Source organism: Pseudomonas fluorescens (assembly GCF_900636825.1).
In the GTDB taxonomy this organism is placed as follows: Bacteria; Pseudomonadota; Gammaproteobacteria; order Pseudomonadales; family Pseudomonadaceae; genus Aquipseudomonas; species Aquipseudomonas fluorescens_BG.
On sequence record NZ_LR134318.1, the window covers coordinates 1819801 to 1833337 of the forward strand.

11 protein-coding genes are annotated in these 13537 nt (G+C 58.6%); 2 read left to right on the top strand and 9 right to left on the bottom strand.

All coding sequences use genetic code 11. From position 1 onward, the window contains the following. Nucleotides 1-18 precede the first annotated feature (18 nt). Nucleotides 19-1785, bottom strand: a complete 1767-nt coding sequence (locus tag EL257_RS08370; RefSeq protein ID WP_126361539.1) for a bifunctional diguanylate cyclase/phosphodiesterase — start codon at nt 1783-1785, stop codon at nt 19-21. Between the two features lie 119 nt (nt 1786-1904). Beyond that, on the bottom strand, nt 1905-3989 hold the full coding sequence (locus tag EL257_RS08375) for a carboxy terminal-processing peptidase (RefSeq protein WP_172604462.1): 2085 nt from the start codon (nt 3987-3989) through the stop codon (nt 1905-1907). A 138-nt stretch (nt 3990-4127) separates the two neighbouring features. Here EL257_RS08375 and EL257_RS08380 point away from each other — a divergent pair, with 138 nt between their 5' ends. Then, nucleotides 4128-5090 carry a zinc-binding dehydrogenase gene (locus EL257_RS08380; protein WP_126361544.1) on the top strand — a complete coding sequence of 321 codons (963 nt, stop codon included), beginning with the start codon at nt 4128-4130 and terminating at the stop codon, nt 5088-5090. Nucleotides 5091-5186: 96 nt separating this feature from the next. On the opposite strand, the gene EL257_RS08385 is transcribed toward EL257_RS08380, so the two are convergent. From EL257_RS08385 to EL257_RS08410, 6 genes are all read right to left on the bottom strand, one after another. Further along, nucleotides 5187-5840 (bottom strand): HAD family hydrolase, encoded by a 654-nt coding sequence (locus tag EL257_RS08385; protein WP_126361547.1) that lies wholly within the window; start codon nt 5838-5840, stop codon nt 5187-5189. A gap of 110 nt (nt 5841-5950) precedes the next feature. Further along, on the bottom strand, nt 5951-6940 hold the full coding sequence (locus EL257_RS08390; RefSeq protein WP_126361550.1) for an ABC transporter ATP-binding protein: 990 nt from the start codon (nt 6938-6940) through the stop codon (nt 5951-5953). Further along, complete coding sequence (locus EL257_RS08395) at nt 6937-7737, bottom strand: ABC transporter permease (protein ID WP_105709332.1); 801 nt, start codon at nt 7735-7737, stop codon at nt 6937-6939. Before EL257_RS08395 ends, EL257_RS08390 begins: the two co-directional genes overlap by 4 nt. Further along, a complete protein-coding gene (locus EL257_RS08400; RefSeq protein ID WP_172604543.1) occupies nt 7724-8560 on the bottom strand; it encodes an ABC transporter permease in 837 nt (278 codons plus the stop codon). Before EL257_RS08400 ends, EL257_RS08395 begins: the two co-directional genes overlap by 14 nt. Before the next feature lie 5 nt (nt 8561-8565). Next, the gene (locus EL257_RS08405) at nt 8566-9372 is read right to left on the bottom strand and encodes an alkaline phosphatase family protein (RefSeq protein WP_126361553.1); all 807 of its coding nucleotides are present in this window, start codon (nt 9370-9372) and stop codon (nt 8566-8568) included. Nucleotides 9373-9505: 133 nt separating this feature from the next. Then, complete coding sequence (locus EL257_RS08410; RefSeq protein WP_126361555.1) at nt 9506-10573, bottom strand: ABC transporter substrate-binding protein; 1068 nt, start codon at nt 10571-10573, stop codon at nt 9506-9508. A gap of 350 nt (nt 10574-10923) precedes the next feature. Here EL257_RS08410 and EL257_RS08415 point away from each other — a divergent pair, with 350 nt between their 5' ends. Beyond that, a complete protein-coding gene (locus EL257_RS08415) occupies nt 10924-11637 on the top strand; it encodes a UTRA domain-containing protein (protein WP_126361558.1) in 714 nt (237 codons plus the stop codon). Nucleotides 11638-12184: 547 nt separating this feature from the next. Here the strand turns inward: EL257_RS08415 and EL257_RS08420 are convergent. Then, entirely contained in the window at nt 12185-13516 is a 1332-nt protein-coding gene (locus EL257_RS08420; RefSeq protein ID WP_126361561.1) for an amidohydrolase, read from the bottom strand. Nucleotides 13517-13537: the final 21 nt, after the last annotated feature.

Genomic DNA, 13537 nt, shown 5'->3' on the forward strand with positions numbered 1-13537 from the left:
GGCCCCGGGAGCAGTACGTCAACCAACCAGGATGACCGGTACAGCATCAATCACATGCACACTAAACCCCACAACATCCTTCGCATGATGCTTAGCCTGCGACGCCATTTCGGCAAGTTGGCTGGCATCAAGCGTTGCGCAGTCTTCAGGCCGTAGATGAACAACCCCAATCGACAATGACAACAACGCAAACTCCTGCCGCACGCCCTGTCGATTCGGTGCGATAAAGCATCCCGCTTCCAGATGCTCGGGGCGGTAGAAGCGGCGGCATTGGTTCTGGAAATCGTCGAGCAGTTGGTTGAGACGTTTGCGCCAGTCTTCCGGGCCCAGGACGAGGAGGAAGTCGTCGCCGCCGATGTGCCCGACGAAGTCGCGGGAGGGGTCGACGCGTTCGTTGAGGCATTGCGCGAGGCACAGCAGCACCTCGTCGCCGCGTCCGTAGCCGTAGATATCGTTAAACGGTTTGAAGCTGTCGATGTCGACGTAGCAGATGACGGATTCTCGGCCCTGCTGCAGCAGGCGAGTGAGGCATTGCTGAATCGGCACGTTACCGGGTAACAAGGTTAGCGGGTTGGCGTAGCGGGCCTGTTGGATCTTTAGCTCGGTGATCAACTTGAGCACGTCAATGACCCGGCCGAGGCCCAGGTAGCTGCCGTTGAGGGTGATGATGAAGTCTTCTTCGATGCGTTGGCGGGCGCGGCTGGTTATCAGGCGGCTGACCTGTTGCAGCGACTGGCTCATTTCCACGGCGAGGAAGTCGTCGTTCATCAGGCGGCTGATCGGTTTGCGCGCGAACAGGTCGGTAGCGAACGGTTTGAGCAGGGCGTCCGACAGTGAGTGACGATGGACGATGCCGCACGGCTGGCCTTGTTCGTCGAGCACCGCCAGTGAATTGAGGTTGGCCTGGCGGCGGAAGGCTTCCAGCACCGTGGCGGTCGGAGTATCGCGCTGAACGGCGGGCTGGTCGTTGAGCAAAGCGCTGAGGTCGCTGCCTTCATCGTTCAGCGCGACGGCGCTACTGTCGTGTTTGGGCATCAAGGCGCGGGCATCGCGCGATGGATGTTCCTGAGGTCGCCCGAGCAGGTAACCCTGTACCAGGTCAACGCCCATTTCCGTCAGCACGGCGAGTTCCTCTGGCAGTTCGATGCCTTCCGCGATCACCTGCGCCCGTGAAGCTTTAGCGATTTGCAGAATCGAACCGACAAACTCTCTTTTCAGCGCATCCTGATGGATGCCATCGATAAAGTGCCGATCAATCTTCACGTAATCGGGGCGCAGCTCGGACCACAGGCGCAGGCTCGAATACCCGGCTCCGAGGTCGTCCAGCGCAATGGAAAAGCCCATCGCCCGGTAATGATGCAGCGCGGTTTGCAGCAACTGAAAATCGTCGATCGGCGTCTGTTCAGTCAGTTCGATTACCACTTGGCTCGGCGGAATTCCGAAGTCCTGCAGCAATTGCAACGTACGTCCCGGTTGATGTGCGGCCTCAAGCAAGGATTCCGGCGAGACGTTCAGGAACAGCTTGCCCGGCAGTTGCTGCTCATTGAAGCGGCGGCAGGCGCTTTGGCGGCAGGCAATTTCCAGTTCGCTCAGTCGGCCAGCCTGGCGCGCTACGGCAAACAGCGCGATAGGCGAATGAAGAGGGCTGTTGGACGGCCCTCTGGTCAGGGCTTCATAGCCAAGTATGCGTCGCTCGGATAGACAGATAATTGGCTGGAACAGGCTGTGTAAACCGCTTTGAGTCAGGATCGAGCTCAAGGCGCTCAGCTGTTCGGTCGTGGTCATGGCAATCTCTGGCGATAAAAAAAAGGACCGGAAGCATTTGCTTCCGGTCCTTTATTGCACGACAGAATGATGACTGTTTGATGACGATCCATGGATCGCCAACACTAAATTGCCATCACTTACTTCTTGGCCACCTGATTGCTCAGCTTCAGGTAGTCCAGCAGCACGCGCCCGGTTTCGCTCAGGTAGGCATCGTCTTCCGGTTTGACCTTGTCCGGCTCGGCCGCGGCCAGCGCGTCCTCGTCTTCTTTCTTCAGTTCTTTGAGCGGTTCTTCGCCTTTGGCCTTGCGACGGATGTTCTCCATCGCCAGTTGCTTGGCGTCGATATCGGCATGCTGGGCACGACGTTCGGCTTCGTTGAGGCTGACGGTTTTTTCTTCCATCAGTTTCTGCGCCAAGGCCAACTTGTCGCGGATGAACACGAACTCGGCATCTTTGTTGCTGCGCGCGTCATGTTCGGATTTCAGCTGAGCCAGGTACGGTTTGAACGGGTCGGCCGCCGGTTTGATCGCCGCGCGGATGGTGTCCCACGGCATGGCTTCCGGCAGGGCGCTCTCGCCGATTTCCTTGGTGTCGATCAGCGACGGGTAGTCGATGTCCGGCAACACGCCTTGATGCTGGGTGCTCTGACCGGAAACCCGGTAGAACTTGGCGAGGGTCAGTTTCAGTTCGCCATGGTTCAGCGGCTGAATGGTCTGCACGGTGCCTTTACCGAAGGTCTGGCCACCGATGATCAGCGCGCGATGATAGTCCTGCATGGCGCCGGCGAAAATCTCCGAAGCCGAGGCGGACAAGCGGTTGACCAGCAGCGCCATCGGGCCTTTATAGAAGGCGCCCGGGTTTTCATCTTCCAGTACATCGACGCGGCCATCGGCATTACGCACCAGAACGGTCGGGCCCTTGTCGATGAACAGACTGGTCAGCTCGGTGGCTTCCTGCAGGGAACCGCCGCCGTTGTTGCGCAGGTCGATGACCACGCCGTCGACTTTGTCTTTTTGCAGCTCGGTCAGCAGTTTCTTGACGTCGCGGGTGGTGCTCTTGTAATCCGGATCACCGGCACGGAACGCCTTGAAGTCGAGATAGAAGGCCGGGATCTCGATCACGCCGAGCTTGTAGTCCTTGCCATCCTGTTTCAGGTTGAGCACGGACTTCTTCACGGCCTGGTCTTCGAGCTTCACCGCCTCACGCGTGATCGGCACAATCTTGGTGGTCTGGTCGTTCGGCGCATTGCTCGCCGGAATCACTTCCAGACGCACAACGGTGCCTTTCGGACCACGGATCAGCTTGACCACTTCATCCAGACGCCAGCCCACCACGTCGACCATCTCTTTGTTGCCTTGGGCAACACCGATGATCTTGTCGGCCGGGGCGACTTGCTTGGTCTTGTCGGCCGGGCCAGCCGGCACCAGACGCACGACTTTTACCTGGTCGTTGTCGCTCTGCAACACGGCACCGATGCCCTCGAGGGACAGGCTCATGTTGATGTCGAAGTTTTCCGCGTTATCCGGCGACAGATAGTTGGTGTGCGGATCGTAGGACATGGCGAAGGTGTTGATGTACGCCTGGAAAATGTCTTCCGGACGGGTCTGATCCAGGCGCGCCAACTGGTTCTTGTAGCGCTTGGTCAGGGTTTCCTGAATCTGCTTCGGCTCTTTGCCAGCGATCTTCTGACGCAGGACTTCATCCTTGACGCGTTTGCGCCAGAGGTCATCCAGGTCTGCCGTGGATTTGAGCCAAGGGGCGTCCTTGCGATCGATCAGCAAGGTCTCCTTGGTGTTGAAGTCCATCTTGTCGACGCCTTTGTTCAACTCGGCAAGGGCGAAATCCAGACGCGCTTTGACGCGGTCCAGGTAGCGCTTGTAGATGGTGAACCCGGCGTTGAGGTCGCCGCTCTTGAGGAAGTCGTCGAACTGGGTCTTCCACTTGTCGAATTCGGCGATATCGCTGGCCATGAAATAGCTGCGCGACGGATCCAGCAGCTTGATGTAGCTGTCGTAGATGATCACCGAGCGCGCATCGTCGAGCGGCGGCTTGCTGTAGTGGTGACGCTTGAGCAACTCGACGACGTTGAGACTGGCGATGACTTCATCGCGATCAGGCTGCAATTTGTCCCAGCTGTTGGCTGCGAATGTAGTGCCCGACACCGGCAACAAACCGATACCGATGAAAAGAGCGAGGGCGGTGCTGGGGAGCAGATGCTTCATGCTGATTCGACGCGGGGACAATTGATAACGCATATTAGGCCGTCTTTGAAGTCGCCGGTTCTACGAGAGCCGGTCGCATAATGCAAAAAGCCCGGCGCTACAGCTTCGGGCTCAGTCCAGACTCACTATGGAGGCACTGTGAAGGCATTGCAAGGCGTTGAAGGTCAAGTGGCATGGGTTGAAGAGCCGAGTCCTACATGTGATGTAGGACAAGTTCGCATCCGAGTGGCGGCAGCTGGCCTCAATCGCGCCGATTTATTACAGAAAGCAGGGCTTTATCCGCCGCCGCCAGGGGCCAGCCAAGTGCTCGGTCTAGAGTGTTCGGGGGTCATCACCGAGGTCGGTGCGGGCAGTTCGTGGCAGGTCGGCGATCGGGTCTGCGCCTTGCTGGCCGGGGGCGGCATGGCCGAGGAAGTGGTCGTCGACGGGCGGCATGTGCTGCCGGTTCCCGAAGGTGTTTCGTTGATCGAAGCAGCGTCATTGCCCGAGGTTTACGCAACAGTCTGGCTGAATGTGTTTCAACTTGCGGCGCTCAGACCGGGTGAGAAAATTCTTCTGCATGCCGGGGCGAGTGGAATCGGTTCAGCCGCCATTCAGCTGTGCAAGGCGTTCGGTAATCCGTGTTGGGTCAGCGTCGGTTCGGCCGAGCGTCTGGCTTACTGCGAGGCGCTGGGCGCTCAGGGTGGCGTCGTGCGCACGGACGATATCGAAAGCTTGCGTGACTTCGGGCCGTTCGATGTGATTCTCGATCCGGTGGGCGGTAATTATTCGGCGCTCAATCTGAAACTGATCGCGCTGGATGGGCGTTGGGTGTTGATCGGACTGATGGGTGGCCGCGAGGCGAAATTGGATCTGGCACAGGTGTTAGGCAAGCGCGTGCAATTGCTCGGTTCGACCTTGCGCAGCCGTGACGATCAATTCAAGGCCGATTTGTTGTGTGATCTGGGCCAGCACGTGTGGCCGTTGTTTGCCGAAGGGCGGTTGAGTCCGCAGTTGGCCAAGGCGTTTGCGGTGAAGGATGCCGAGGCGGCGTTTGCCGAGCTGGCGAGTAATACGGTGGCGGGGAAACTGGTGTTGGTGATTGACGAAAGCCTGAGCTGATACAAGAGCAAGATCAAAAGATCGCAGCCTTCGGCAGCCCCTACAGGAGAATGCATTCCAAATGCAGGAGCTGCCGAAGGCTGCGATCTTTTGCTTCTATTTCCAGTGGTGGATCGGCCAGGCGGATTTTTCCGCATGTTCCAGCAACACCGGATCCGGGTTGACCACGTGCGGGAAATCAACCTTCAGCAACAACGGCAAATCATTACGCGAATCGGAATAGAAACTCGCGCCTTCGAGGTTTTCTTCTTCGGCATCCAGCCACTCCAGCAAGCGCGTGATCTTGCCTTCGCGGTAGGTCAGGGTGCCGACGGCGTTGCCGCTGTAAACGCCATGGGCGACTTCCAGTTCGATGGCCAGTATTTCGTCGATGCCCAATCGGTCGGCAATCGGACGAACCAGATGCGTACCCGACGCCGAGATCACCAGAATGCGATCACCGGCCTTGCGGTGTGCGGCGATGGTTTTGGTGGCGTCGCTGAAGATGATCGGCTCGATGAAATCTTCAACCCAGGGGCCGACCAAGTGTTCGATTTCTGCCGGCGTGCGGCCGATCAACGGTTCGAGGCTGAAGGCCATGTAGTCTTCCATCGCCAGATGGCCGCGGCCGTAGGCGTCCATCAATTCCTTGTCGCGCTGCATGAACGATTCGCCATCGACCCAGCCGAGGCGGACCATCTGTTCGCTCCAGAGCGTGGAGCAGTCGCCGTGAATCAACGTTTCGTCCAGATCAAAAATTGCCAAAGCCATGGGTTCTCTCCGAGAACAGCTGCAAGCTACAAGCTTCGAGCTGCAAGAATAAAATCAGGTGCGCCGCAGTCTACAGCTTGAAGCTGATAGCTCGAAGCTTGCAGCTGCTCCTAAGCGACTTTGCAAAGGGCGGTCGGATCGATGAAAAGTGCCAGGCGCTGTCCCTCGGGATGCAGATCGGCCGCGGAGCGGTTGAGCACATCGACCACCAGTTCGACGCCGCGCGCTTCGACCCGATAGCGGATGACGTTGCCCAGCAGACTGTGGCTGCGGATCTCTGCGTCGAGGTCGCCGTCGAGGCTCAGTTCGATGGCTTCCGGGCGGATCGCGATGCGGTGGTTGATCGGCCGTTGCAACAGCTTCGAGGCGGCATCGGCGTCGAGCAGGTTGTAGTTGCCGATGAAGCCGGCGGCAAACACATCAACCGGCGCGGTATACAGCGTTTCGGCGTCACCGCTTTGTACGATCTTTCCCTGATTCATCAGGAAAATGCGATCGGACATGGTCAGCGCCTCTTCTTGATCGTGGGTCACGAAAATAGTGGTCAGGCCGAGTTCGCGTTGAATCTGCCGGATCTGTTCACGCAGATGTTTACGAATCCGTGCATCGAGGGCCGACAGCGGCTCATCCAGCAGCAACAGGCGTGGACGGGTAACCAGCGAACGGGCGAGGGCGACGCGCTGGCATTGACCACCGGATAACTGATGCGGATAGCGGCTGGCGAAGTCGTGCAGTTCAACCAGTTTCAACACCTCTGAAACGCGTTTATGACTGTCGTCGCTGTTGACCTTCTGCATGCGCAGACCGAAGGCAACGTTCTGTTCAACGGTCATGTTGGGAAACAGCGCATAGCTTTGAAACACCATGCCGATCCCGCGTTTCTGCGGGCTCAACGGCACGATGTCGACGCCATCGAGGAGGATTTTGCCGCCATCCACCGATGTCAGCCCGGCGATGCAACGCAGCAGTGTCGACTTGCCGCAACCGGAGGGGCCTAGCAGGGTGACGAACTCGCCTTTGTTGATTTCGCAATCGATGTCGCTGAACACCGTGGTGCCCGCATAGCTTTTCTGCAGATGTTGGACGCTGACGTAGCTCATTCGCTTTTGTCCTTGTTCAAGATGTTGGCGATCCAGGTCAGGACCAGCACGAAAAAGAAGTACGAAATGACCAGCGCGCTGGTGAAGTGGCCACTGCTGTTGCGCATGTTGTTCAGGTAAACCTGCAGGGTTTCGTAACGGGTGCCGACGAGTATGTTGGCGAACACGAACTCACCGAACAGAAACGAGAACGACAGCAGCAGTGCGACCATCAGGCCTTTGCGCAGGTTTGGCAGTACCACCAGAACCGCTGCCTGAAAGGTGCTGGCGCCGAGCAGTTGTGCGGCGTCCATCAGGTCGCGCAGGTTGATCGCTTGCAGGTTGTTGGTGATTGCCCGGTACATGAACGGCAGGGCCACGGTGAAATAGCATCCGATCAGAATCCATGGCGTGCCGACCATCGCCATCGGCCCGGACCCATAAAGCTGCAACAGCCCCACCGAGGACACCACCGGCGGCACCGCGAAGGGCAGCAGAATAAGGATGTTCATCAGTGCGTCGAGTTTCGGGAAGTGGTAATGCACGACGAACAGCAGCGGCAGGATCAGCACCACTGACAACACCAAGGCGCCGACGCAGACGATCAGCGACTGGCCGAACGCATGCAGAAAGCGTGGATCACTCCACAATTGGATGTACCACTTGAAGGTGAAGCCGCTGGGGAGAATGGTCGCCGACCAACTGCTGGCGATTGAATAAACCAGCGTGCCCACCAGCGGCAGCAGAAGAATGGCGAATAACAGATAGACCACGACGCGGTGGTAGAGGCCGGCCGGGCCGGATTCAGCGCGAGACATGGTAGCTCCTCTTCAACAGCAGTTGGTGCACCACGGTGACGATGGTCATCAGCGCCACGAGCACCACGGCCAGCGCGCTGGCCAGGTTCGGATCGAGCGAAATATCCCCGGACACCATGGCCGCGATACGAATCGGCAGGACGTTGAAGTTGCCAGTGGTCAGCGCATAAACCGTGGCGTACGCGCCGAGAGCATTGGCCAGTAGAATCACGAACGTACCGAGCAATGCGGGCGTCAGCACCGGCAGGCCAATGTGCCGCCAGAACTGCCAGCCGTTGGCGCCGAGCAACGCGGCGGACTCACGCCAGTCTTCGCGCAGGGCATCGAAAGCCGGATAGAGCAGCAGCACGCCGAGGGGAATCTGGAAGTAGGTGTAGAGAATGATCAAGCCGGTTTTCGAGTACAGGTTGAAGTCCTGAATGATCCCCGACTGCTTCAACATGATCGTGATGCTGCCATTGAAGCCGAGCAGGATGATGAACGCGAACGCCAGCGGCACGCCGGCGAAGTTGCTGGTCATGTTGGCGAAAGCATTCACAAAATTGCGCAGCTTCGAGTCGACCCGCCGCAGCGAATAGGCACCGAGCACCGCGATGATGATGCCGAACACGCTCGACCAGAAACTGATCTCCAGACTGTACTGGATCGCCTGTAGATAAAACTTCGAGCTGAAGATCTTGCTGAAATTGGCGAAGCCCCAACCGAACTCTTCCGATTGCAGGCTGTTGATCATCACCCAAACCAGCGGGGCGATTTCGAAAACGATAAAGAACAGCGCGAAGGGCACCAGGCACAGTGCCGCGAGCCATTTGCCGCGAGTCATGGAATTCACTTGAGCAACTCCCGGCACACAGGTTTGTCGTGAGGCACGCCAAGCAATTCGCAAACGGTACCGCAGATATCGGTCTGCTTCAGGGGGGCGTCCGGGTTCAGGCTGAAGGCATCGCCGAGCACGAACAGCGGCACCTCGCGCTCTTCCGGGAGCAGGCCGTTGTGCGAGCGGTCGTTGTTCATGCCGTGGTCGGCGGTCACCAGCACTTGATAGCCGCAGTCGAGCCAGTTTTGCAGATAGTCGGCAAGGATGACGTCTGCCGAGCGTGCGCTGTTGCGGTATTGCGAACTGTCGAGACCATGCTTGTGTCCGGCGTCGTCGATGTTCATCGGATGGATCAGCAGAAAATTCGGCGTGTGGCGCAGGCGCAGATTTTCGGCATCGGCGAACAGGTGCGAATCCGGGTAGTGATCGTTCCAGTAGAAATGCCCGTGCTGGATTGGCAGCGATGAATCGTCGGTGTGGCGGTCGCGGCTGGCCACGAATGGCGAGCGGTTGTACAACTCGCTGACCCAGTGGTACGCCGCTGCGGCGGTAGTCAGGCCGGCGTCGCGCGCATAGTGATAGATGCTGCGCTGGTTGGACAGGCGCGACACATTGTTGTGGACGATGCCGCTGTCAATCGGCGGCACGCCGGTAAGAATGCACTCGTAAAGCGGTCGGGACAGGGCCGGCAGTTCGCACTCCAGTCGATACAGCGCCGCGCGTCCTGCGCCAACATAAGCCTGCAGATGCCCCATGGCGTGGCGCGCGACCTCATAGCTGAGGCCGTCGAGCACGACAAGGATGACGTTGTGCTTCATAGGGGCAAAAACTCCGAAAACCAATCTGGAACCAATCCCTGTAGGAGCTGCCGCAGGCTGCGATCTTTTGATGTTGCTCTTAAAGGGCAAGATCAAAAGATCGCAGCCTGCGGCAGCTCCTACAGATGAAGGATTACTTCATCTCTACGATGACTTCTTCGTTCCACTGCTGCGGCAGGGCTTTGGAGGTTTTTTCCCAGGCATCGGCGTCTTTGATCGGCGTGACCTTTTTGTACTGCTCGTTCGGCAGCAGTTTGGCTTTCACGTCTTCCGGCAATTGCAGGTGTTCGGCGCGGATCGGACGGGCGTTGCCGCGTGCGAGGTTGGTCTGGCCGGCATCGCTGAAGATGTATTCACGGGTCAGCTTGGCGGCGTTGGGGTTTTTCGCGTACTTGTTGATGATCGTGGTGTAACCGGAAATCACCGAACCGTCGGACGGAATCAGCACCACGTAGTCATCCGGATTGGCCATCTTGGCTTTGTAGCTCAGACCGTTGAAATCCCAGACCACGCCGACTTCGATCTCGCCTTTTTCCATGGTGGCGATGGTCGGGTTGGCCATCGACAGGCGACCCTGTTTGGCGATGTCGGCGAACAAAGTCAGTGCCGGCTTGATGTTCTTCTCGTCGCCACCGTTGGCCAGTGCCGCCGCGAGGACGCCGTTGGCTGCCTGGGCGGCAGTGCTCACGTCACCGATGGAAACCTTGTATTTGCCGCTTTTCAGATCAGCCCATTTTGTCGGTACTTCGGAGCCGTGCAGCAGCTTCTTGTTGACGATGAACGCGATAGTGCCGGTGTAGGCCAGCGCCCAGTTGCCGTCCTTGTCCTTGGCCCAGTCCGGGACTTGATCCCAAGTGCTCGGCTTGTAAGGTTGCACCACGCCTTGCTTGACCGCAATCGGGCCGAAGGCGGCACCGACGTCGCCGATATCGGCAGTGGCGTTATCCTTCTCGGCGGCGAATTTGGCGATTTCCTGGGCCGAGCTCATGTCGGTGTCGATGTGTTTCAGGCCATATGCCTTGGCCAGATCTTCCCAGGTGCCTTTCCAGTTGGCCCAATCATCGGGCATGCCGACGCTGTTGACGGCGCCTTCCGCCTTCGCAGCGGCTTCGAGGGTTTTCAGATCGGTGTCGGCCGCCATGGCGGCGGTGCACATTGCAATGGTCGAGCCTAACAGTGTTGCCAGGAAAAGCTGTTTCATTCCGAAGCTCCTTGGTCGTGTTCAACGCTGCGATTGCGGTTTGTGTTGGTCTAGGTCAGCAATACCTGAGCCAATTTAGGCTGACTGGATGACACTTTGATGTCGAAGGCCTGATCGCGAGACTTTGGCGGTCCCAGGATCGGCAGATGCGAGATAAGCGTAGACCATGCCGAGGCCCCGACAGGCAAGGGACTTGGCCGATGTATTGCAAGTCATGAGCACGACCGTTCGGACGTTTTGTCATCTCTCGGTCATCTGCACTGCCTAGGCTTGCATCATGTGGTGAAGGTGATAAACCGGGCGGTTCTTGCCCTGAAACAGTGCTGGTCTAGTCCAGATAGGTAACGTTGATGCGTGATGAGGCAACAAAAGCGGTGACAGCGATTGGCCAGGTGTTGCAGGAGCAGCTCGATCACGGCTTGTTGGCGGCGGGCAGCAAGTTGCCGGCCGAGCGCAAGCTCAGCGAGTTGTTCGGGACGACGCGAATCACGGTGCGCGAGGCGTTGTTGCAGCTGGAGGCGCAGGGACAGATTTATCGCGAGGAGCGCCGCGGCTGGTTCGTGTCGCCGCCACGATTGGCGTACAACCTGATGCAGCGCAGCCACTTTCACGCGATGGTCAGTGCGCAGGGACGCGAGGCTTCGACGGAGGTGATTTCAGCGCGGTTGCAGCCGGCGTCGGCGGCGGTGTGTGCATGGTTGCAGTTGCCGGCGTTGTCGAGCGTGATTCAGATTTGCCGTTCGCGGCGCATCGACGGGCGGTTGGTGTTGTATGTGGAGCACTATTTGAATCCGCAGTTTTTTCCGGGGATTCTGGATTTTGATTTGAATCAGTCGATTACCGAGCTGTATGCGCGGCATTACGATTTGCATTATGGACGGGTGCGGTTCGAGATTGTGCCGACGGCGTTGTCGGTGGATGCGGCGGCGGCGCTGCGGGTGTCAGTAGGGAGTCCGGGATTGCGGATTGCGCGGGTCAATTATGATCAGCATGGGCGGTTGATTGATTGTGATCTGGAGTTTTGGCGGCATGATGCGATTCATGTTGGGGTTGATGTTGTTTGATCTTTTGGGTGTATATCCGTTGCTGCGGTAACGGCGGCTTAAGGTTTCGCCCTTACGGCGACTCACTTTTTTTCAAACGCCAAAAAAAGTAAGCAAAAAACGCTTGCTCCTGCGTTCGGCCCGCTCGCTGGGGCTCGGGGTCCCTTCGCTGCGGGATCTATCCGGGGGCAGCGTCTACGGTTTGCTTCGCTGCACCTCCTCTCGCTGTGTTTGGCTTCGCCAAACGGTCGCTGCGCTCCCACCCCCGGATCAATCCCTCCACTCAGCCTTCCGACGTCGCCCGAGGATCAAGATCAAGAGCGGTACTCGAGCTTGCGCTCATTGTGCTGAGTGGTGAGGAGCAGAAGCGATATAGGTTTACGGTTGGACTTAATCCTTGTGGGAGCTGGCTTGCCAGCGATGGCGGCCTGCCAGCCGACCTGTTTCTGGCGGATGAACTCGATCCAAATGTAGGAGCTGCCGAAGGCTGCGATCTTTTGATGTTGATTCCGGCGATCGCTCAATTGCCCAGATCAAAAGATCGCAGCCACGTTTCACCCGGCAGCTCCTACAGGTCGCGGGCGTTGGTATAGAGGTAGTCGGTTGCCAACGACGCTAGTGTTCTCACCCCGACCACCAATGCCGATTCATCCACAAAGAACCCCGGATTATGATTCGGCGCGGCTTTGCTCATGTCCTGATCCCTCGGTGTCACGCCGAGAAACACAAACAACCCGGGCACTTCCTTGGCGAAAAATGAGAAGTCTTCCGCGCCGCCCACCAGCGGTGCATTGACCACGTCATCCTTGGCCGCCCACTTCAACGTCGGCAGCATTTTTTCCGTCAGCGCCGGGTTGTTGATCGTCGGGTCGTATTTTTCGATGATGGTGACGTCAGCTTTCGCACCACCACTCTCGGCGATTTTTTCGATGGTCTGGCGGACGTCGGCGTGCAGTTTCTGGCGGATGCCGTAGTCGTAGGAGCGAATGGTGCCGCTCATGTCGAGCGACTCGGGGATGATGTTGTAGCGGGTGCCGCCGTTGATGGTGCCGATGCTGACCACCGATGGATAGGATGAAATATCGGTGCGGCGGCTGACCACGGTTTGCAGGCCGACGATGGTTTGCGCGCCGACGGTGATCGGATCGATGCCGTCCCACGGGCGGCCGGCGTGGGTTTGTTTGCCGTGGATTTTGATGCGCAGGTCATCGGAGCTGGCGAGGGTCGGGCCTGGACGGTAGGCGATCTGCCCGGCGGGTACGCCGGCCCAGACGTGCAGGCCGAAGACTGCATCGGGTTTCGGCGATGCCATGACGCCTTCTTCGACCATCATCTTCGCGCCCCAAGTGTTTTTGCCGTCGGGGATGAAATCGCTCGGGCCTTCTTCGGCGGGCTGGAAGTAGAACACCACGGTGCCGGGCAGAGTGTCGCGCATGGCTGTGAGAATTTTCGCCGTGCTGAGCAGGATTGCGGTGTGTGCGTCGTGGCCGCAGGCGTGCATCACGTCGACTTCTTTGTCTATATAAGTCCCTTTGGCCTTCGAGGCGAACGGCAGATCGGAGTTTTCTTTGACCGGCAGCGCGTCCATGTCGGCGCGCAGGGCGACGGTCGGGCCGGGCAGGGCGCCTTTGAGGACGGCGACCACGCCGGTGCGAGCGACGCCGGTTTTTACCTCCAGGCCCAAGGCTCTCAGTTGCTTGGCGACCAGCTCAGAGGTGCGTTTCTCGGTGTTGCCGAGTTCCGGGTGGGCGTGTAGATCGCGGCGGGTTTCCAGCAATTGCGGTTCAAGTTTTTGCGCTTGTTCGGCGATGTCAGCGCGGGCGCTGTCCATTGTCGCGGCGCCGGCGTGGCTCGCCACGAGGGTGAGCAAAACGGTCTGGGCAATGCGCGTCAGGTGCATCGGTTTCTCCTTGATTATTGT